This window comes from Sphingomonas alba (assembly GCF_023516555.1).
GTDB classification, from domain to species: Bacteria; Pseudomonadota; Alphaproteobacteria; order Sphingomonadales; family Sphingomonadaceae; genus Sphingomicrobium; species Sphingomicrobium album.
The window spans coordinates 82,741-104,467 of the sequence record NZ_JAMGBD010000002.1; the positions used below are offsets into that span (position 1 = coordinate 82,741).

The 21,727-nt window shown below is 63.0% G+C and carries 16 protein-coding genes; 7 read left to right on the plus strand and 9 right to left on the minus strand.

The window, feature by feature from the left end:
- Window position 1: 1 nt before the first annotated feature.
- The 4 genes from LZ536_RS10195 to LZ536_RS10210 form a co-directional block, all read right to left on the minus strand.
- Complete coding sequence (locus tag LZ536_RS10195; RefSeq protein WP_249848689.1) at window positions 2-244, minus strand: exodeoxyribonuclease VII small subunit; 243 nt, start codon at window positions 242-244, stop codon at window positions 2-4.
- 41 nt (window positions 245-285) lie between these two features.
- Window positions 286-975 carry a DUF1013 domain-containing protein gene (locus LZ536_RS10200; protein ID WP_249849207.1) on the minus strand — a complete coding sequence of 230 codons (690 nt, stop codon included), beginning with the start codon at window positions 973-975 and terminating at the stop codon, window positions 286-288.
- A gap of 76 nt (window positions 976-1,051) precedes the next feature.
- The gene (locus tag LZ536_RS10205) at window positions 1,052-1,693 is read right to left on the minus strand and encodes a glutathione S-transferase family protein (protein WP_249848690.1); all 642 of its coding nucleotides are present in this window, start codon (window positions 1,691-1,693) and stop codon (window positions 1,052-1,054) included.
- Window positions 1,690-2,670, minus strand: coding sequence for an NAD(P)H-quinone oxidoreductase (locus tag LZ536_RS10210; RefSeq protein ID WP_249849208.1), 981 nt, complete (start codon window positions 2,668-2,670; stop codon window positions 1,690-1,692). Before LZ536_RS10210 ends, LZ536_RS10205 begins: the two co-directional genes overlap by 4 nt.
- A 66-nt stretch (window positions 2,671-2,736) precedes the next feature.
- Between LZ536_RS10210 and LZ536_RS10215 the strand changes: the two genes are divergently transcribed.
- The gene (locus tag LZ536_RS10215) at window positions 2,737-2,937 is read left to right on the plus strand and encodes a DUF1192 domain-containing protein (protein ID WP_249848691.1); all 201 of its coding nucleotides are present in this window, start codon (window positions 2,737-2,739) and stop codon (window positions 2,935-2,937) included.
- An 89-nt stretch (window positions 2,938-3,026) separates the two neighbouring features.
- On the plus strand, window positions 3,027-5,372 hold the full coding sequence (gene clpA, locus LZ536_RS10220; RefSeq protein ID WP_249848692.1) for an ATP-dependent Clp protease ATP-binding subunit ClpA: 2,346 nt from the start codon (window positions 3,027-3,029) through the stop codon (window positions 5,370-5,372).
- Between the two features lies 1 nt (window position 5,373).
- Here the strand turns inward: clpA and LZ536_RS10225 are convergent, their stop codons facing one another.
- The gene (locus tag LZ536_RS10225; protein WP_249848693.1) at window positions 5,374-7,458 is read right to left on the minus strand and encodes an EAL domain-containing protein; all 2,085 of its coding nucleotides are present in this window, start codon (window positions 7,456-7,458) and stop codon (window positions 5,374-5,376) included.
- Between the two features lie 139 nt (window positions 7,459-7,597).
- Between LZ536_RS10225 and LZ536_RS10230 the strand changes: the two genes are divergently transcribed.
- From LZ536_RS10230 to LZ536_RS10240, 3 genes are all read left to right on the plus strand, one after another.
- On the plus strand, window positions 7,598-9,661 hold the full coding sequence (locus tag LZ536_RS10230; RefSeq protein WP_249848694.1) for an alpha/beta hydrolase family protein: 2,064 nt from the start codon (window positions 7,598-7,600) through the stop codon (window positions 9,659-9,661).
- Between the two features lie 65 nt (window positions 9,662-9,726).
- Window positions 9,727-11,436 (plus strand): M28 family metallopeptidase, encoded by a 1,710-nt coding sequence (locus LZ536_RS10235; protein WP_249848695.1) that lies wholly within the window; start codon window positions 9,727-9,729, stop codon window positions 11,434-11,436.
- 102 nt (window positions 11,437-11,538) lie between these two features.
- Complete coding sequence (locus LZ536_RS10240) at window positions 11,539-12,180, plus strand: glutathione S-transferase family protein (protein ID WP_249848696.1); 642 nt, start codon at window positions 11,539-11,541, stop codon at window positions 12,178-12,180.
- Here the strand turns inward: LZ536_RS10240 and LZ536_RS10245 are convergent.
- Complete coding sequence (locus tag LZ536_RS10245; RefSeq protein ID WP_249848697.1) at window positions 12,177-13,046, minus strand: dienelactone hydrolase family protein; 870 nt, start codon at window positions 13,044-13,046, stop codon at window positions 12,177-12,179. The genes LZ536_RS10240 and LZ536_RS10245 overlap by 4 nt on opposite strands.
- 112 nt (window positions 13,047-13,158) lie before the next feature.
- The gene (locus LZ536_RS10250; RefSeq protein WP_249848698.1) at window positions 13,159-13,935 is read right to left on the minus strand and encodes a Bax inhibitor-1/YccA family protein; all 777 of its coding nucleotides are present in this window, start codon (window positions 13,933-13,935) and stop codon (window positions 13,159-13,161) included.
- A gap of 122 nt (window positions 13,936-14,057) precedes the next feature.
- Here LZ536_RS10250 and thpR point away from each other — a divergent pair, with 122 nt between their 5' ends.
- Window positions 14,058-14,591 (plus strand): RNA 2',3'-cyclic phosphodiesterase, encoded by a 534-nt coding sequence (gene thpR / locus LZ536_RS10255; RefSeq protein WP_249848699.1) that lies wholly within the window; start codon window positions 14,058-14,060, stop codon window positions 14,589-14,591.
- 3 nt (window positions 14,592-14,594) lie between these two features.
- Here the strand turns inward: thpR and LZ536_RS10260 are convergent, their stop codons facing one another.
- Both LZ536_RS10260 and LZ536_RS10265 read right to left on the minus strand, forming a co-directional pair.
- Window positions 14,595-16,628 (minus strand): M13 family metallopeptidase, encoded by a 2,034-nt coding sequence (locus tag LZ536_RS10260; RefSeq protein ID WP_249848700.1) that lies wholly within the window; start codon window positions 16,626-16,628, stop codon window positions 14,595-14,597.
- Between the two features lie 106 nt (window positions 16,629-16,734).
- The gene (locus LZ536_RS10265; protein WP_249848701.1) at window positions 16,735-18,558 is read right to left on the minus strand and encodes a PDZ domain-containing protein; all 1,824 of its coding nucleotides are present in this window, start codon (window positions 18,556-18,558) and stop codon (window positions 16,735-16,737) included.
- Between the two features lie 151 nt (window positions 18,559-18,709).
- Between LZ536_RS10265 and uvrA the strand changes: the two genes are divergently transcribed.
- Complete coding sequence (gene uvrA, locus LZ536_RS10270) at window positions 18,710-21,727, plus strand: excinuclease ABC subunit UvrA (RefSeq protein ID WP_249848702.1); 3,018 nt, start codon at window positions 18,710-18,712, stop codon at window positions 21,725-21,727.

The following is a 21,727-nucleotide window of genomic DNA, read 5'->3' on the forward strand; positions in this document are numbered from 1 at the left end:
ATCAGTCGACATCGAAGGGCTTCGTACCCGCCGGCGTCCCGTCGGGGCCGAGCGCAATCTGCTCGATACGCATCTGAGCCGACTTCAGCCGCGCTTCGCAATGACGCTTCAGCTTGTCGCCGCGCTGGTACAGCTCGATCGATTCATCCAACGGCGCACTACCCTGTTCGAGCGTGCGCACGATGGTTTCAAGCTCGGCCAACGCCTGCTCGAAGCTCATTTCCTCAACGGGATCGGCGTCCATTGTGGCAGCTTGTCCCTAGACCGCCCGCTTGGCAAGCGCGGCTAGGCCGGCCGTTTGAACGGATCCTTGATGCCCGGAACGATTTCGTCGCTGGGGGCCTCGTCGCCGGCCTCGGCTGCAGCAAGCGCGGCTTCCGCGTCGCGGGCGTGCTGCTCGCGCTCGGCGCGGAGCTCTTCGATGAGCGCCGAACGGTCGCTGTCCAGGCGGGTATCGGCGGGAGCCTGCATGCCGGCCGCCTTCTGGGCTTTGGCGACCGCGGCATCGAGCTCGCGCTGCGAGGTCAGGCCGAGAGTCACCGGGTCCTTCGGCTGGATATTGGCCATGTTCCAGTGCGTGCGGTCGCGGATCGAGGCGATGGTCGTGCGGGTTGTGCCGATCAGCTTCGAAATCTGGCCGTCGCTGACTTCAGGATGGTTGCGGATGATCCAGGCGATTCCGTCCGGCTTGTCCTGGCGCTTGGAGACGGGCGTGTAACGCGGCCCCTTGGTGCGGCGAACCGGATCCGGCTCCTTGTGCATCCGGAGCGAGTAATCGGGGTCCTTCTGACCCTTCTCGATTTCCTCATGCGTCAGCTCGCCGGCGCGGACCGGGTCGCGGCCGGTCAGCTTGGTGGCTGCCGTGTCGTCGGCGATCGCCTGCACTTCGAGGATATGCAGTCCACAGAACTCCGCGATCTGCTCAAAGGACAGTGACGTATTGTCGACCAGCCAGGCGGCGGTCGCGTGGGGCATCAGCGGCTGGGCCACTTCGCATCTCCGTAAATAATAAGGGCCGCCCCTTCACGGAGCGGCCAGATCGCCGCAGCGTCTAGTCCGCCGGGCCTCTCACCGCAAGCGGAGTCTCTTTGTTCATTGGCACATAGCCGGGCTCGGAGGCGATCCGCTCCATCCAGTCGCCGATGTGCGCATAGGCCTTGAGATTGAATCCCCCATCGTCCGAGACGTGCGTGTAGGCATAGAGCGCTATGTCGGCGAGGCTGATGCGATCGCCGACGAACCAGCGCCGACTGGCCAATTGCTTGTCCATCAGCGCGAGCGCGGCGTCGCCCTGCTCACGTTTTCCCGGCAGCAAGGCCCGCTGGAGATCGTTCAGAGCATCCTCGCCGACGAATGCCATCCAGAAGCGTAGCGTGGCGACGTTCGGCTCGTGGTTGTACTGCTCCCAGAACATCCAGCGCAGCATGTCGGCGCGCTCGAACCGGTCGTCGGGAATGAGACCCGAGCCTTCTGCGAGATAGAAGCAGGCAGCGTTGCTCTCCGGCAGGAACTTGTCGCCATCCTGAAGCACCGGGATGCGACCATTTCCGTTCACGTTGGCGAGGAACACGGGCGTCCGCGTTTCGGCATTCATGATATCGTAGGCACGGAACTGGAGAGGGATGCCGAGGAGCGCAGCAGTCAACCGGATTTTGTAACAATTGCCAGAGCGTGGGTCCTCGTGAAGGATCACTGGCTGATCTCCAGAACGATCTTGCCGATGTGCTCGCCGGAATCGATGCGGGCATGGGCGGCGGCAGCCTCTTCGAGAGGGAAGACGCTGTCGATAACAGGCTTCAGGCGGTTGCCCTCGACATAGGGCCAGACGGTACGCGCGATCTCGTCGGCCACCATCGTCTTGAAGAGCACATCGCGCGCTCGAAGTGTCGAGCCCGTCAGGCTCAGCCGCCGCCGCATCACGTCGGCGATCGGGATCTCCGCTGTCGCCCCGCGCTGGAAGGCGATGGAGACGTGACGGCCGTCGTCGGCGAGGCAGGCCAGGTTGCGGGCGACGTAATCGCCGCCGACCATGTCCAGAACGACCGCGACCCCGCGCCCTCCCGAGAACTCGCGGACCTCTTCGACGAAGTCCTGAATCTTGTAATTGACGGCGTGGACCGCACCCATCTTCAGTGCGGCATCGACCTTGTGCTCGCTGCCGCAGGTGACGATCACCTGCAGCCCGAACAGGCTGCCGAGCTTGATCGCCATGGTGCCGATGCCGCTGGTGCCGCCATGGACGAGGACGGTGTCGCCATCGGCGGCAAATCCGCGCTCGAAGAGATTCACCCAGACCGTAAAGAGCGTTTCCGGCATGGCCGCTGCGTCGGTCAGGCGAAGCACCTCGGGCACCGGCAGGCAGGTCCCGGCGGGCGCGACGCAATATTCCGCATAGCCGCCTCCAGCGACCAGGGCGCAAACCTCCGCGCCGACCGCTTGTTCGGCGCCCTCGCCCGCCGCAACGACGCTACCCGCAATTTCGAGGCCCGGGATGTCGCTGGCTCCGGGTGGAGGTGGATAAAGACCCATGCGCTGCAAGACGTCAGGGCGATTGACCCCGGCCGCGGCCACTTTAACGAGGACTTCACCCGGTCCGGCCTTTGGGACCGGCCTCTCGACGAGCCGCAAGACATCCGGCCCTCCGGGCGCGGAAATCTCGATCGCTTTCATGGTCGAAGGCACGCTCACAGGGCCGCCTTATTGACAGCGGCCCGCCAAGGGTCAACGCTGAACCCCATGGACGAGGACGACTTCTTCTCCAGCCGGCCGCAGGACCCGCTGACGCAGGTCACCAAGCAGGACCTTGGGCCGCTGTCGATCGACGAGCTCAAGGCGCGGATTGAAACCCTGAAGGCCGAGATCGAGCGCGTCGAAACCCACATGGTCGATGCCACGCGTCACCGCAGCGCCGCCGATGAGCTGTTCAAGAAGTCATAGACGCGACGAACCGAGGCGCGCCAACGCCTCCAAGCCCTTGATCATGCGATCACTTCCACCGACATTGAGCCGGTAAGGAGACTTCCCGAATGCCCAGTTTCGCCCGCGAGCTTGAACAAACCCTCCACAACGCCCTTGGGGAGGCGAGCAAGCGCCGGCACGAATATGCGACGCTCGAGCACCTCTTAATGGCGCTTATCGATGACGAGCACAGCTCCAAGGTGATGACCGCCTGCGGCGTGAATCGCGAAGAGCTCAAGGCCACCGTCAAGCATTACCTCGACAATGAGCTCGGGGCTTTGGTGGCAGACAGCGCCACCGACCCGACCCCGACCAGCGGTTTCCAGCGAGTCGTGCAGCGCGCCATCCTGCACGTGCAGTCGTCGGGCCGCGACGAAGTGACGGGCGCCAACGTCCTCGTCGCGCTCTTCTCCGAGCGCGAGAGCTACGCCGTCTATTTCCTGCAGCAGCAGGACATGAGCCGTCTCGATGCCGTCACCTACATCAGCCACGGCGTCGGCAAGGGCGACACCGCCCCCGAGCCGCGTGCGCCGGAAGGCACGGAGGAAAAGCCAGGAGAGCAAAAGGAGGGCAAGAAGGAATCCGCCCTCCAGCAGTTCACGATCAACCTGAATGACAAGGCCAAGGCGGGCAAGGTCGATCCCTTGATCGGCCGAATGCCCGAAGTCGACCGGACCGTGCAGATTCTCTGCCGCCGTTCCAAGAATAACCCGCTCTACGTCGGCGATCCCGGCGTCGGCAAAACCGCGATTGCCGAGGGTCTCGCCCGCAAGATCATCGAGGGCGACGTTCCCGACGTGCTGAAGCCGGCCGTCATCTACGCACTCGACATGGGCGCACTGCTGGCGGGCACCCGTTATCGCGGCGATTTCGAGGAGCGGCTGAAGTCAGTCGTCGGTGAGCTTGAAAAGCTGCCGCACGCGATCCTGTTCATCGACGAGATCCACACCGTGATTGGCGCCGGCGCCACCTCAGGCGGCGCGATGGACGCGTCGAACCTGCTGAAGCCTGCACTGTCCAGCGGCACGATCCGCTGCATCGGGTCGACGACCTACAAGGAATTCCGCAACCACTTCGAAAAGGACCGCGCCCTGCTGCGCCGGTTCCAGAAGATCGACGTCAACGAACCGACGGTCGAGGACACGATCAAGATCATCGCCGGCCTGCGCTCCTCGTTCGAGGGCCATCATAACGTCCGCTACACGGCGGACGCCATCAAGTCGGCAGTCGAACTGTCGGCCCGCTACATTCATGACCGCAAGCTGCCGGACAAGGCGATCGACGTCATCGACGAGGTCGGTGCCATGCAAATGCTGGTGCCCCCGTCCCGCCGCAAGAAGGTGATCACTACCAAGGAAATCGAGGCCGTCGTCGCGACCATGGCGCGCATCCCGCCGAAGTCTGTCTCGACCGACGACAAGCGCGTGCTCGAGAGCCTTGAAGCGGACCTGAAGCGCGTCGTCTTCGGCCAGGATTTGGCGATCGAGAAGCTGGCTTCGGCCATCAAGCTCAGCCGCGCCGGCCTCCGCGAACCCGACAAGCCGATCGGCAATTATTTGTTCAGCGGCCCTACCGGCGTCGGCAAGACCGAGGTCGCGCGCCAACTCGCCTCGATCATGGGCATCCCGCTGCAGCGGTTCGACATGTCCGAATATATGGAGCGCCACTCGGTCAGCCGGCTGATCGGCGCCCCTCCGGGCTATGTCGGCTACGACCAGGGCGGCCTGCTCACCGACGCGGTCGACCAGCATCCGCACAGCGTCCTGCTTCTCGACGAGATCGAGAAGGCGCACCCGGACCTGTTCAATATCCTCTTGCAGGTGATGGACAACGGCAAGCTGACCGACCACCACGGCAAGACCGTCGATTTCCGCAACACCATCCTCATCATGACCACCAATGCCGGCGCGTCCGACATGGCGCGTGAAAGCATCGGCTTCGGGGCGATGAGCCGCGAGGATGCGCAGGAAGATGCGGTCAAGAAGATGTTCACGCCGGAATTCCGCAATCGTCTCGATGCGATCGTGCCCTTCTCTTACCTGCCGCCTGCGGTGGTTGCCCGAGTGGTCGACAAGTTCATCCTCCAGCTGGAGCTGCAACTGGCCGACCGCGGCGTCCATATCGACCTCGACGACGAGGCCCGCGAATGGCTGACGGCGCGTGGCTACGACAAGCTCTACGGCGCTCGTCCCATGGGCCGCCTAGTGCAGGAAAAGATCAAGCAGCCGCTGGCCGAGGAATTGCTGTTCGGCAAGCTGGTCAACGGTGGCGAGGTCAAGGTCCGCATCAAGGACAATGCCCCGGCGTTCGAGATCGTCCCCGCCGCGCCAAAGGCCGCAAAGGCCAAGGCTCCGGCCGCACCAAAGGCACGGGCCAAGAAGAAGGCCGGCGGCGAGGCTCCCGCGGCGGAATAAGTTATTTGGCCGAGTCTCCCGACGCCAAATAGTTTGGAGACATCACTTTCGGCGACGAAGCAGAAGCCTTGGGTGGCTGCTGCAGCAGTTTCAGGTTGAACCGCTCCTGGAACTGGCACCCGAACTGCGTGCCTTTGGCCCAACGGACTTGCGCGTCGAGCAGGCTGCCAACGCCAATGTCCAGCTGGACCATGGCTTCAAACGGCATTTCCTCGCGGCACTCGACGAGGGCGCCGCCGCTCGAGATATTCCTGAGGCGTGCTCCAAGTACCTGCCCATCGTAATGCAGCAGGGCGGCCCGAATGATCCGGATGCGCGGTTCTCGCCATGGCAATTGGGCCGGGAGAGCGGCTGAACCCTTGGCCGCCAGCTCTTGCGCTTCTTCGGGCGGCATCGGCTTGCCGAAAAGGTAACCCTGAACAAGCGAACAGCCGAGGCTTCGTATGAGCGCCAGCTCCTCCCGGGTTTCAACGCCCTCGGCAGTCGTCTGCATCTTCAGGTCGGAAGCCAGCCCAACCATCGCTCGGATAAGCGCCGCATTGCGGCTCTCCGGATCGTGGGCCCCACTGACGAACGACCGGTCGATCTTGATCTTGTCGAATGGCACGCGCTGCAAATAGCTGAGGCTCGAATAGCCGGTGCCGAAATCGTCGAGCGCCAGCTTCACGCCGATTGCCTTGAGGCCATCGATCATGTCGTGGACATGGTCGTCGTTGTTGAGGAACACGCCCTCTGTAATCTCGAGTTCCAGCTGCTTGGGGTCGAGTCCTGTGTCGTTGAGCACCATCCTGACGATTGTCGGAAGGGCATGCGACTTGAACTGGATCGGGGACAGGTTCACCGCGACCGTGATGTGCTTCGGCCATTTGGTAGCCTCTGCGCAGGCCGTTCTCAATACCCACTCGCCGATCTCATTGATCAGGCCAATTTCCTCGGCAAGCGGGATGAATTCGACAGGGCTTACCGATCCGCGCTCAGGATGATTCCAGCGGATCAGTGCTTCAAAGCCGATAACGTCTTCGCTCGATGCATCGACGCATGGCTGATAGGCCAGCCACAATTCACCTTTTTCCAGGGCGACGCGAAGGTCCGATTCCAGCAGTTGGCGCTGCCTGGCGGCCTCATGCATGTCTGGAGCGAAGAAGCGGAAACAGCCTTTGCCGGCGGACTTCGCAGCGTAAAGCGCAAGATCGGCGTCGCGGATCAAGTCGTCGGATGTACGGTCGTCATAATCCGACGTCACAATGCCGACCGATGTTCCAATCGACACGGCCGTGCCGTTGATGGTGTATGGCCGCGAGACGCTGTCGATGATGGCCTGGGCCAGTTCAGACAATTCGGGAACGGACGACAGGCTCGGCAGGACGATCTGGAATTCATCGCCACCGAGGCGACCGACTTGGCCTTTGTCGCCCACAGCATCGGTCAACCGCAACGCCACAAGGCGAAGCAAGGTATCGCCGGCCGGATGGCCCAGAGTATCGTTCACCGCCTTGAACCGGTCGAGGTCCAGTAGGAAGATTGAGCACCGGTGCTTTCGGCGCACCGCGCCTACAAGTGCGTCGTCGAGAGCCCGACGAAGTGCCTGCCGATTGGCCAGGCCGGTCAAGGCATCCTGTCGGGCAAGACGGTCGAGCTCAACCTCCGATTGCCGCGTGCGAGTGAGGTCCGAGGCGAATCCGCGGAAGCCGAAGAAGTGCCCAAGCTCATTGTGTACCGGCCGGCCGGTAATCGACCACCACGTCTCGGTCTTCGTCTTGGCTCGGACGATCAGATCCTGGAAGGCCACATGCGAAGATAGGTAGAAGCCGAGCGTGCGTTCGGACGTGCCGGCACCGTCCTCGGTGTCGGTCGAGGTCAGGTCCGTGAAAGGCCGATCTAGCAGGTCCGCCGCTTCACGGCCCAAGGTGCCCGCAACGCTATTGCTTATATAGGTCAGGGTCCCGTCGCGGGCAGTCTCCCAGAACCACCCTTTGCCGCTATTTTCGAACTCTTGCAGCAGCTTGTCGGCTTGCGACTCCTGCGGTCGAGCTTCGGTATCGCTGGGCTCTGCGCTGCTTCGAAGCAGCCTGCGGAAATTGCTCACGTTTCCTCCTTGCCAACCGCATGCCTCACGATGGTTTAAATTCCGTTAGGGATCATCAGGGGCGAACTTTGCCGAGCGGGCCTTGCGTCGCCCCGCCAGCATCTGCTTTCTACGCCTCCAGAAATTTCGGGAGGCGGGGATGCATTCGTTGCGCTTGGTTTTATCGGCACTGGCTTTGGGTGTTTCGTCCGCGGCGCTGTCCGCTCCGGCGGATGCACCCAATTCGCGCTTTACGGGATCGGACCTGTTCAATCTGGAAGTCGCAAGCGATCCGCAAATCAGCCCCGACGGCAGGACCATCGTCTATGTGCGTCGGTCCAACGACATCATGACGGACAAGACCCGCTCGACGATCTGGGTGGTCGACGTCGCCAGTGGACAGCAGCGGCCGCTACTTGCCGGATCGGGCTCCTATTTTTCGCCGCGCTGGTCACCTGACGGATCGCGACTCGCCTATGTGGCTGCAGATGGCGCCAGCCCGCAATTGTACGTGCGCTGGATGGCCAGCGGTGACAGCGCGCGGATCACCGGCCTGCCCAACAGCCCGAGCAGCATCGCCTGGTCACCGGACGGTCACCGGATCGCTTATTCCATGTTCATCCCCGATGACGGGCAACGGCTCGGCTCGGCACCGCCCAAGCCCGAGGGCGCCAAATGGGCTGACCCGCTGGAGGTCATTACTGCGGTCACCTATCGCGCCGACAGCGCCGGTTATTTGAAGCCCGGCTACACCCAGATTTTTTGGGTGCCGGCCGATGGCGGCGCTCCGACCCAGCTGACCTTCGGGGCCACCAATGCCGACGGACCTGTCTCCTGGTCTGCGGACGGCCGCTCAATTCTGTTCGGCGGCAATCTGTCGAAGAACTGGGAGCATGAACCCAACGAAAGCGAAATCTACCGTGTCTCAATCGATGGCAGTAAGCCCGTCGCGCTGACCAGCCGGAAAGGGCCGGATGCCTACCCGGTCGTTTCGCCCGACGGGCGCTACGTCGCTTACGTCGGCTCCGACGAAACCGAAAAATATTATCTTCGCCCCGACCTGTACGTGATGAATGCGGACGGATCGTCGCCCCGAAACATCAGCGCCAGGCTCGATCGCGGCATCGACAGCATTGTCTGGAGCCAGGACAGCCGATCAATCTATGCCACCTACGCCGAAGCAGGACAGAACCGTGTCAGCCGCATTGGGCTCGATGGCTCGGTGCGGACGATTGCCGACGGGTTGACGGGCTCCGGTCTTGATCGGCCCTACAGCGGCGGCGACTTCTCCGTTTCTCACTCCGGCGCGGTCGCGGTGACGGTTGGCGACGCCAGCCATCCGTCCGATCTGGGCATCGCCACGGGCAACGGTGCAGTTCGCAAGCTGACCCACCTGAACGGGCAGCTCGAGTCCAAGGCATTGGGGCGGATTACAAAGCTCCCCGTCCGATCGTCATACGATCAGCGGCCTATCGATGCGTGGATGATCCTCCCGCCCGATTTCGACGCCTCGAAAAAATACCCGCTGATCCTGGAAATCCACGGCGGGCCGCAGGCTGCCTATGGCCCGAACTTCTCGACCGACGACCAGCTTTATGCGGCCGCGGGCTACGTCGTCCTCTTCACCAACCCGCGCGGATCGACGTCCTATGGCGAGGAATTCACTAACCTGATCGACAAGGATTATCCGGGACACGACTATGACGACCTGATCAGCGCGATCGACGCGGCCATCGCGGGCGGGAATGTCGACCCCAACAATTTGTTCGTGACGGGCGGCTCGGGCGGCGGCGTCCTGACCGCCTGGATCGTCGGCAAAACGGATCGTTTCCGCGCCGCGGCCACCCAGAAGCCGGTGATCAACATGGCCAGTTTTGCACTCACCACCGACTTCGCCGCCGGCTTCTCTCCCACCTGGCGCAAGGAGCGGCCGTGGGAAGACCCGACGACATATTGGAAATATTCGCCGCTCAGCCTCGTCGGAAACGTCAAGACTCCGACCCTGGTGGTCGTGGGCAGCGAGGATTACCGGACGCCGGTCAGCGAGGCCGAGCAATATTACATGGCACTTCAGACGCGGGGGGTGCCGACGGCCTTCGTCAAGGTGCCCGGCGCAAGCCACGGCGGCATTGCTGCCCGGCCATCGCAGGCCGCCGCCAAGGCTTCGGCGATCATCGCCTGGTTCGACAAGTATAAGACGAAGTCGGGAACCACCGCTCAATAAGGACTTTTCAGGTGATAGCGGGGCGCGCATGAAGCGCGTCCCGCTTGATCCTGGAGAGGATATTCGTGATTCGCCGTTCCCTGTTCCTTGCCGGCGCCGCTTTGGTCGCCGTCGCCCCGCTCGCCGCCCAGACCCCGCTCACCGCCCAGATCGACCCGCAGCGTCTGGCGCAGCATGTCCAGACCCTGGGTTCGGATGCGTTCGAGGGCCGCGGTCCCGCTACTGAGGGCGAGACCAAGACCGTTGCTTACATGAGCGATCAGTTCGCCAAGACCGGCCTCCAGCCCGGCGGCGACATCGTCAACGGCCAGCGCACCTGGACCCAGGCTGTGCCGCTGCTCCGCTCCGAATTCACCGCAAACCCGACGGTAACGTTGAACCTGGCAGGCAAGGCGACAACGCTCACCCAGGGCAATGAGATCGCCGTCCGCGCGCCGACCAATGGCGACAAGATGATGATGATCGACGGCGCGCCGCTGGCTTTCGCGGGTTACGGCGTCAAGGCGCCCGAGCGCGGCTGGGACGACTTCAAGGGCCAGGACATGCGCGGCAAGATCATGGTCGTTTTGGTCAATGATCCCGATTTTGAAGGCGGCGAAGGCAATTTCGGCGGCAAGGCGATGACCTATTACGGCCGCTGGACCTACAAATATGAGGAAGGCGCACGCCAAGGCGCCAAGGGCGTGCTCGTCATCCATGAGACCGAGCCGGCAAGCTATGGCTGGAACACGGTCAAGAACAGCAACACGATTGCCAATTTCGACATCGTCCGCAAGGACCCGACCGCCGAGCATCCGCCGCTCGAAGGCTGGATCCAGCGCGACCTCGCCGCGCAATTGTTCGCGGCTTCGGGAACGAGCTTCGAAGCGATGAAGGCGGCCGCCAAGCGCAAGGACTTCAAGCCCGTCCCGCTGAAGGCGAACCTAACCATTCATGGCGATGCCAAGACCGAGGTCATCACCTCGCACAACGTCGTCGGCATTCTGCCCGGATCGACACGGCCGAACGAGACCATCATCTACACGGCGCACTGGGACCACCTCGGGATCGGCCAGCCGGACGCGACCGGCGACCGCATTTACAATGGCGCGATCGACAACGGCACCGGCCTCGCGCAGCTCATCGAGCAGGCGCGCGCCTTCGCCACCGGGCTGAGACCACAGCGCTCGGTCGTCTTCATGGCGGTGACCGCCGAAGAGAAGGGCCTGCTCGGCAGCGAATATTATGCCGCCAATCCGCTCTACCCGCTCGGCAAGACGGCGGGGATGATCAATACCGACGTCATGGGCGTCCTCGGCCCCGCGCGCGACTTCTCAGTCCGTGGCAACCAGAAGGTAGGATTGCTAGACATCTTCGTCGCGGAAGCATCGAAGCGCGGACGGCGCTACACGCCCGACCCGGACTCGGGAGCCGGATCATTTTATCGCTCCGACCATTTCACTCTCGCCAAGGCTGGCGTTCCTGCATTGAGTTTTACGCGCGGGGAGGACTTGGTCAGTGGCGGCACCGCGCGAATGCGCGCTTGGGAGACCAACTATCGGGCGACCATGTATCACCAGCCCGCAGACGAATATTCGCCCGATTGGGATTTCACCGGCATGGCCCAGGATACAGAGCTGCTGCACGCCGTTGGCCTGCGCCTCGCCAACAGCTGCGATTGGCCGAACTGGAGCCAGGATAGCGAGTTCCGCGCCGCCCGCGACCGCACCGCGGCCGAGCGGCAGAACACGTGCAAGACAGCCCCGCAAACCGGCAAGGCTGGCGAACGCGGCTAAGTGGCAAGGTGACCGGCGCGCCCAGCGGTGCACCGGTCGCAGCCGCTAAAAGTTCCTGATTTGTTCCGGCTGTGCTAAGGCCGAGTCGAAAGGGGAAAGAGGATGGCTGATCTGAAGTTCTACACCAACCCGCAGTCGCGGGGGCAGACGGTTCGCTGGATGCTGGAGGAGGTCGGCCAGCCCTACGACACCGAGATCCTCGATTATGCGTCTACGATGAAAGCCGAGCCCTATCTTTCGGTCAATCCGATGGGCAAGGTTCCGGCCATCGTTCACAATTGCAAGGTGGTGACCGAGGTTGCGGCCATTTGCTGCTATCTGGCCGATGCCTTCCCCGAAGCCGGCCTTGCGCCCGATCCCAAGGATCGCGCCGACTACTACCGCTGGATTTTCTTCACGTCGGGCCCGATCGAGGCCGCATTCAGCAACAAGGCCGCCGGCTGGGAACCGACCCCGGAGCGCCAGCGCATGTTCGGCTATGGCAATTACGACCTTGCCATCAACACGCTGGAAAAGGCGTTGACCGGCAAGACCTACATCGCCGGCAACCGCTTCACCGCCGCCGATTTGTTCGTCGGCGCGAACGTCAATTTCATGCTGCAGTTCAACCTGCTCGATCCTCGGCCCGTGTTCACCGATTATGCGGCGCGCATGACCGACCGCGACGCCTATCGGCGTGCCAAGGACATCGACGGCAAACTGATCGCGGAGGCTCAGTCGCGGCAGGCAGCGGCCACAGCCTAAACGAGATTGGCGCGGTAGAGCTTGAGGAGCTCGGCCCAGGCCTTTTCAGCAGAGGGCTCGCTATAGGCCTGGCTGCCCGCGACGCACCATCCATGATCGGCCGGATAGACCTCAACGATCGCCGGGCGCTTGGCTGCCGCGAAGGCGGCCTTGAGGATGTCCTTGGCATCGGGCTGCTTCGCGTCGTCGTTCTGCGCGATCGCGACGACAAAGCTCGCTTTGGTCTTGGGGATCAGCAGGTGCGGGCTGGAGGGGTCCTTGGTCACCAGGCCGCCGCCGTGGAAGCTGCCGACGGCCCGGATGCGGTCCGAGCGAATGGCCGCTGTACGGAAAGCCATGGGGCCGCTCATGCAATAGCCCTGCACTCCGGCGGCCTTCCGGCGATTGGTCTGCCTCTGCTTGTCGAGGAAGGCGACGAACGCGGTCGCGTCCGTGTCTGTCGTCGCATTCGTAAGCGTCGCCCTTAACGCCATGAGAGGTTCGCGATCCGAGGGCTTGTTGAAGTCTACCTGCCCAGTAACAACCGGGGCGCGTTTGGTCCGGTAATAGGGGTTGGGAACCAGCACCGTGTAGCCCTCTGCCGCCAGTCGCCGGCCCATTTCGCGGAACACCGGCCTCAAGCCCGTGATGTCCGGCCACAAAAGCACCGCCGGCCAGGATCCCGAACCTGAAGGATGAAACAGCACCGCATCGGCATTACCGTCAGGCGTCGGCACCATGACGTCCGTTTCGACGACCTTCGTGGCTGCGAATGTCTCGGCTGGAATTCCCATTGCCGCAGCCGCCGATCCCATGCTCAGCAGGACCGCGCGCCGGGTTATCGACGTGTCGATGATGAAGCTTCCGTTGTTGTCACTGTCGCACATCGCCGATCTCCTGAAATTTCGCGCGAGGCTTTCACGGAAGGCGTTCGGGTTCAAGACGCAAAAAAGGGCCAGCGGTGACCCGCCGGCCCTTCTTTTTGCTTCAACCGCGACCTTAGCGACGGTCGCCCATGAACCTCAGCAGGAACAGGAACATATTGATGAAGTCGAGGTAGAGGTTGAGCGCGCCCATTATCGCGGTCTTCGCCAGCGCTTCACCATGGCCTGCGACCGCAAAGTAGATGCTCTTGATCTTCTGAGTGTCATAAGCAGTCAGACCGGCGAACAGCAGAACGCCGATCGCGCTGATCGCCAGATCAAACGTTACCGAACGAAGGAAGATCAGGTTGATCGCCATCGCAGCGAGCAGACCCCAGACGCCCATAATCAGGAACGTTCCGAACCCGGACAGATCCTTCTTAGTCGTGTAGCCCCAAAGGCTGAGGCCAGCAAAAGCCGCCGCGACCGCGAAGAATGTTTGTGCAATCGAAACACCAGTATAGGCAACGAAGACTGTCGACATCGACAACCCCATTGCCACCGCGAAGCCCCAAAACATCATCTGCAGGGTCGCTGTCTGCATTCGAGCCTGGCCGAAGCTCATGATCAACACGAAGATCAACGGGGCAAAGGTGATCACCCAACCCAGTAGGCTAGGCGAAAGCGCTGTGCCCTGAGGCGTCTGAATCACATTGAACGCGGCCGTGAAAAAGGGCGACTGCGAAAACAAAAGAGCGACGATGCCCGTGAGCAAAACGCCCGACGCCATGTAGTTGTAAACCTTGAGCATGTAGGACCGAAGGCCCGCATCCCGTGCGGCGCTCGGAACGCCGACGGACACGGCCGGGCCGAAGCCGGTCGTACGCGTGCGCGGGTCAAACTGGTTCTGCATTCTTTCTCCTATCGGACGGGCTAAGGGCCCGTGCTCCCGCTAGTAATATCGTGGATGCGCGAAGGCCTTTCAAGCGAAACCGGACAGCGTGTACTCTTGTTCATCTGCGGGAAAGGAAGTGAATGCACCGGCTATTCGTCGCCATTCGTCCGCCCGAAGACATTCGCGACGCGCTGATCGATGCGATGGACGATGGTCCGGAACTGCGGTGGGTCGGCGATGAGCAGCTACATCTGACGCTGCGATTTGTCGGGGAAGTCGAGCAGCCCACGGCGGATGATCTCGCTACGGCATTGGCGCGAATGCGGTTCGAGGCGTTCGAGCTGCGTCTCACAGGCGTAGGCCGTTTCGACCAGAGAAACGGGGGCGCCGTGTGGGCCGGTATCGAGCCCAAGGCGCCCTTGGCCGCGCTCGCCTCCAAGGTCGAGCGCATCTGTCAGGAGGTCGGTATTCCAGCGGAGCGCCGCGCCTTTCACCCGCACATCACTCTTGCGCGGTGGAAAGGCAGGTCGAGCAGGGCCGCCGACGCATTCGTCGAGCGCGCCCGTAGCCTCTCCTCGAAGCCTTTCGCGGTCGACCGTTTCATCCTCTACGAAAGCCACCTTTCCCGCCACGGCCCTCACTACGAGGCCATGGCGGAATATGAGGCGGGCTGATCTCTACCAAAGGCGGACGCGCTTCTCCGGCGGAATGTAGAACTTCGAGTCCGGACCAACCTTGAACGCTTCGTACCAGGCGTCGAGGTTCCGGAGCGGCCCGATGATGCGATAGCGGCGCGGGCTGTGCGGGTCGGTCGCGACCTGGCTCTTGATCGCTTCCTCGCGCTGCTTGCCGCGCCAAGCCTGGGCGAAGGACAGGAAGAAGCGCTGTGGTCCCGTAAGGCCGTCGATCACCGGCGCCGGCTTGCCATTGAGCGACATCTTGTAAGCCTCATAAGCGACCTCCAGTCCTGACATGTCGCCGATATTCTCGCCCATGGTCAGCGTGCCGTTGATGAACACGCCGGGCGCGGCCTCATAGGACGAATATTGCTTTCCGAGGGCATCGGTCAGCGCGGTGAATCGCTTGGCATCGTCGGCGGTCCACCAGTCGCGGACCGCGCCGGTCTCGTCGATCTTGCGGCCCTGGTCGTCGAAGCCGTGCATGATCTCATGGCCGATGATTGCACCGGCGGCGCCGTAATTGACGGCTGCATCGGCGGTCGGGTCGAAGAAAGGCGGCTGCAGGATACCGGCCGGGAAGACGATCTTGTTTTCCAGCCCGCCGTTATAGGCATCGACGGTGGCCGGGCTCATCGCCCACTTCTTGCGGTCGACCGGCTTGTTGAGGTCCTCGAGCGCATAGGCCCACTCGAAGGCTGCGCTCCGCTGGATGTTGCCGAACAAATCATCCGGCTTCATCACGAGTTTCGAATAGTCGCGAAACTTGTCGGGATAGCCGACCATCACGTCCATCTTGGCAAGCTTGGTCAGCGCGGCCTGCTTGGTCGCCGCCCCCATCCAGCTGTTGCCCTGAATGCGCTTGGCCGCGGCCTTCTTCAGGTTCGCGACCAGCTCTTCCATCATGGTCTTGGACTGGGCCGGGAAATATTGGTCGACGTAGGTCTTGCCGAGCAGCTCACCCAAGCGGCCATCGACTTCACCGATGCCGCGCCGCCAGCGGGGCCGCAGCTCCTTGGCGCCGGTTAGCGTCTTCACATAGGTAAAGCGGCTGTCGACGAAGCGCTTTGAAAGATAGGGCGACGCATCGTTGGCGACCTTGAACCTCTCCCAGGCCTTCAGGGTCTCAAGCGGCGTCTTGTCGTAAAGCGCCGCGACCGCCTTCAACGCCGTATTGTCACCAACGATGAAACGCGGCGACAGGGCACCGACCGATCCCAGATACTGGCCCCAATTGATTTGCGGCGCATAAGCCTGCAGTTCGGTCAGCGTCATCGGGTTGTTGAGCTTCTGGATGTCGCGCAGGTCCGTCTGCGGCCAGGAGACTTTGGCGATCTCGGTCTCGAACGCCAGCACCATGTCCGCCGTCGCCGAAGCATCGGCGACACCCGTCATTTCGAAGATGCGCTGCATATAGGCGCGATAGGCGTCCCGTTGCGGCTTGTACTTGTCGAGCAGGTAATAATCCCGGTCGGGCATCCCCATACCGTTCGAGTAAACGCCGGAGACGTTCACCTTCGGATTATTGGGGTCCGGCAGCGGGCCCGAGGCGAACAGAGTCGAACCGTAATTGGTGAACGTACCCGCCATGTAGCGCGTGAACTCGTCCTTGGTCTTGATCGCGTCGATCTTCGCCAGTTCCGGTTTCAGCGGCGCATCGTCGAGCTGCTCGAGCCGCGCCTCGTCCATGTAGCTTTTGTAGAAAGCACCAAGCTGGCTGTCGGCGGGCGCGGTCATGACGATGGCGCGCAGCTGCTCCTGGTTGCGGTCGGCAAGCTCGGAGCCGATGCCGTTCTGAGACTTGTCAGCGGGAATCTCGTTGGTGTCGAGCCAGTGGCCGGCGGCATAGCGTTGGAAATCGTCGCCCGGCTTCACGCTCGTGTCGCGCGTCGAAAGATCGACACCCCAGGTGCCAAAGTGAACGACTTTCGGCTCGGCCGGCGCCGGCGTTTGCGCCGCGGCCGGCACGGTAACGAAGGCGCTGCAAGCAAGAAGAACGGCGCCCAGGCGGACGCGATGCGGACGGTGGATCATGATCTGCCCCTCAAATCCTTGATTTGCTGAGGCTAGTTCGGCGTTCTCACGAACGCCAGCCACCCCTCATCGACGAAGGCGCATCTCGGGTCGATAAGTTGCAAGATCAGGCTGCCGAAGGCTTCGGCTTGGCCTTCAGCGCTGCGACGGCCTTTTCGAGCGCCTCAAAACGCCGCTCATAGCCGGCTTCGCGTTCGGAGCGGGTCAGCGCGACCTGAACGGCGCGCGCGACAGGCTCGGCGATTGCCTCCAGCGCATCTAACTCGGACTTGCCGAACATGCTGCCATCTGGCCGGGCACCGAGCAGAAGCCAGCCTACGCGGCCATGGCCTTCGGCCTCCAAAGGTACGCGTACGGGGAAGGTGTCGTCCGAAGGATCGCAATCCACGCCGTCATGGGCGGCAGGCGCCCAACTCCGCCACCACTGACCGGCCTCACTCGCGGGAATTTCGCGGGCGTCGATCACCTCGTCTCCGGCCACCAGCGCCGCCCGGCTAGCCCTAGCGCCCTCCACGACACTATCGAGAGTCGCGGCAGCAATCTGCGGAACGCCTGAGGTTTCCCGCAAATCCCCGACCAGCGCCGGAAGGCCATGACGTAGCCGGAAAAGTCCCTTCTGGAATCGGCGCTCGGCCCAGCGCTGGGCACGGTTGTGCATGGGCGCGATTGCCACCGCAGCCAGCGCCGCGCCGATGCCGCCCGCAAGACCGCCAAGGTTCTGCCCAAGATACTGCTGACCAAGCAGTTCGATGATCTTCTGGCTGGCGGCGAACAAGGCGACAAAGCCGATCGTCAGCACAGCATAAGCGGCCGAACGTCCTATGACGGCGTCCGCATCATAAAGGCGGTAACGCAGGATCGAGACAATCAGCCCAAGCGCCATCACGCAGAACGTAGCGGACAACAACGGGCCGAAGATTGCGTATTGCCACGTCACCCATCGTGGGTCGTGGGCCTGCCAAGCCGCCGCCGCAATCTGCCCCAGCAGTAGGGCGCCCATCAGGACCATTCCCGCCACGAGGCCCAGAAACGCCCAGCGCAGCTGGAGACGCTCCATTCCAGGTCCAACCGCCCGATAGCGGCTGACGAGAACGACCAGCGCCGACACGACAACCACCAAGCCGACGATGGGCGAGTCCACCAGAAAGGCCGGGATCAGAACCACGAACGGAATGGAAGTCCAGCGTGGCTCGAACCTGCCGGACGGGAATGCGAATAGGGCGACGAAAAGCAGGGCCGTGGCTACTGCTCCAATGATGTTCAGGGCATCGACCCCAATTCCGAGCATATCGCCGTTTGTTGCGATTCCGGCAAAGAGCAGGAACGACAGCGACAGAGCGGCCGGAACAGCCTCGCTTCGGCGCCTCAAGAACAACAAGATTGCCGCCGGGATGAACAATGCAGGTCTCAACAACGATCCGGCAATCGCCAGCGTCCTCGCTACGGGAAAGCTTACACCTGCCTCTCGAAACCTCTCACGCTCGAACGCCATGCTACGACGAAGCCGGATGTCGAAGATCCGACCGTCCGGCTTGCGAATCGCGAAGATGGTCGGTGATCCGTCTGGCTTTAGCACATGGTCTCTGGCTTCCGCTCGAGCCGCAGTCCGGGGGACCGCCCATCCGTCGATGGCGATCACATAATCCCCGGCCTCAAGTCCGCTCGCGCGAGCGGATGGAGATAAGACACTGTCCACATTGAGTCCGCGTGAATCCTCGGTGGTCGAGAAACCATAGGCCGACCACATCGTGGGCGTCGTAATGCTAACGTAGGCTCCCTTCGTCGCGCCGAGTATCGAAAGGGGAAGGACGACAGCCCAAACAATCGTATAAAGCGTGAGCCACTTGCCATTGAGGTTCGGCAGGCGCTCAGGAAGCCGCAAACGCCACTTGCGGCTAGGGACCTGGCCATCTCTGGTCGCAGCATCCATACGCACCCCCTCGGTCGCGTAGATTACAGCAACCTATGTCGATGCCAAAGGCTGGCAATTTCACCGCCGCGAACCCACATGCTCACAAGTCGCGTTGACCGCCTGTGCGCCCTCGCGTAGATAAGAACATAAACGGAACGAAATCCATCCGATGCTGACACACATCTCCGTCCGGGGCGCACGCGAGCATAATCTCAAGGGGATCGACGTCGATATCCCGCGGGAAAGCCTGACGGTCATCACCGGCCTCTCCGGTTCGGGCAAATCCTCCCTCGCCTTCGACACCATCTATGCCGAAGGCCAGCGCCGCTACGTCGAAAGCCTCAGCGCCTACGCCCGCCAGTTCCTCGAGATGATGCAGAAGCCGGACGTCGAGCATATCGACGGCCTGTCGCCGGCCATTTCGATCGAGCAGAAGACGACCTCGCGCAACCCACGCTCGACGGTCGCGACCGTCACCGAAATCTACGATTACATGCGCCTGCTCTGGGCGCGCGTCGGCGTTCCTTACTCCCCCGCCACCGGCCTGCCGATCGAGGCGCAGCAGGTCAGCCAGATGGTCGACCGGGTCATGGCCCTGCCGGAAGGCTCGCGCCATTATTTGCTCGCGCCCGTCGTCCGCGGCCGCAAGGGCGAGTATCGCAAGGAACTCGCCGAATGGCAGAAGGCCGGCTTCACTCGCGTCCGCATCGACGGCCAATTCTACGCCATCGAAGAGGCCCCTGTCCTCGACAAGAAGTACAAGCACGACATTGAAGTCGTGGTCGACCGCATCGTCGTCCGCGAAGGCATAGAGTCCCGCCTCGCCGACAGCTTCGAGACCGCGCTGAAGCTCGCCGAAGGCCTCGCCTACCTCGACCCCGCCGACCCGCCGGAAACTCCGGGCGCCGAGCGGACCGGCGTCGCCGCTGCGCTGGAGGAAGCCCACGAACGCCAGGTGCTCGCCACCCACGCGCCCGACGGCCGGATCACTTTCTCCGAGAAATTCGCCTGTCCGGTCTCCGGCTTCACCATCGCCGAGATCGAGCCGCGCCTCTTCTCCTTCAACGCGCCGCAGGGGGCCTGCCCCGGCTGCGACGGCCTCGGCGAGAAGATGGAGTTCGACGAGGACCTCGTCGTCCCCAACCACGCGCTCAGCCTGCAGAAAGGCGCCATTGTCCCCTGGGCCAAAAGCCAGCCGCCCTCGCCTTATTATATGCAGGTGTTGGGCAGCCTTGCCCGCGCCTACGATTTCGATCTCAACACACCCTGGAAGGACCTGCCGGAGGAGGCGCATCGCGTCATCCTCTATGGCACCGATGGCAAGCCGGTGATCCTGCGCTTCATGGACGGCCGCAAATCCTATGAAGTGAAGAAGCCGTTCGAGGGCGTGCTCGGCAACCTCAACCGCCGCATGCTCTCGACCGAGAGCGCCTGGATGCGTGAGGAGCTTTCGAAGTACCAGGCCAGCCACCCCTGCGAGACCTGCGGCGGCGCCCGACTCAAGCCCGAGCCTTTGGCGGTGAAAATCGCCGGTGAGGACATTAGCCTCTCCTCGCGCCGCTCCGTCGCCGACGCCCTTGCCTGGTTCACCACGCTCGAAGCCAAGCTCACTCCGCAGCAGGCCGAGATCGCCCGCGTCATCCTCAAGGAAATCAACGAGCGCCTCGGCTTCCTCCACAATGTCGGGCTCGACTATCTCAACCTCGACCGCACGTCGGGCACGCTCTCGGGCGGTGAGAGCCAGCGCATCCGCCTCGCCAGCCAGATCGGCTCCGGGCTCTCCGGCGTCCTCTACGTCCTCGACGAGCCGTCGATCGGCCTTCACCAGAAGGACAATGACCGGCTGCTCGAAACGCTGAAGCGCCTCAAGAGCCTCGGCAACACCGTGCTTGTCGTCGAGCATGACGAGGACGCCATCCGCCACGCCGACCATGTCATCGACATGGGCCCGGGCGCCGGCGTCCACGGCGGCGAGATCGTCTGCGAAGGTAGCCTCGACGACCTGCTGGCCTGTGAAACCAGCCTCACCGCCGATTACCTCTCCGGCCGCCGCGTCATCCCCATCGCCGCCGAGCGCCGCAAGGGCAACGGCAAGAAGCTGACGGTCCATAATGCGACGGAGAACAACCTTCAGGGCGTCACCGCCTCCATCCCGCTCGGCACCTTTACGTGCATCACCGGCGTCTCCGGCTCCGGCAAGTCGAGCCTCACCATCGACACGGTCTACGCCGCGGCGGCGCGCCAGTTGAACGGCGCCCGCATCCTCGCCGGCAAGCATGACAAGGTTACCGGCCTCGAACATCTCGACAAGGTCATCGACATCGACCAGTCGCCGATCGGCCGCACCCCGCGCTCCAACCCGGCGACCTACACCGGCGCCTTCACCCAGATCCGCGACTGGTTCGCCGGCCTGCCGGAAAGCGCCGCCCGCGGCTACAAGCCCGGCCGGTTCAGCTTCAACGTCAAGGGCGGCCGCTGCGAGGCCTGCCAGGGCGATGGCGTGCTGAAGATCGAAATGCACTTCCTGCCCGACGTCTACGTCACCTGCGATGTCTGCCACGGCGCCCGCTACAACCGCGAAACGCTGGAGGTGAAGTTCAAGGGGAAGAGCATCGCCGACGTGCTCGACATGACGGTCGAGGACGCCACCGAATTCTTCAAGGCGGTGCCCGGCATCCGCGACAAGATGGCGATGCTCCAGGAAGTCGGCCTCGGCTACATCAAGGTCGGGCAACAGGCGACGACCCTGTCGGGCGGTGAGGCGCAGCGCGTCAAGCTGTCGAAGGAGCTTTCCCGCCGCGCCACCGGCCAGACCCTCTACATCCTCGATGAGCCGACCACGGGCCTGCATTTCGAGGACGTCCGCAAGCTCCTCGAAGTGCTCCATGCGCTAGTCGAGCACGGCAACACCGTCGTCGTCATCGAACACAACCTCGACGTCATCAAGACCGCCGACTGGATCTTGGATTTAGGCCCTGAAGGCGGCGTCAACGGCGGCGAAATCGTCGCCGAAGGCACGCCGGAGGTGGTGGCCGCGAGCCCCAGGAGCTTCACCGGCCACTACCTCAAGGACACGCTGGCGAAAGCCCCGAAGGTGGCGGCGCCGGCGGTGGTGGCGAAGCCCAAGCGGACGCGGAAGCTAAAGGCGTCCGAGGTGGATCAGCCTGACCTCATCGCGGCGAAATAG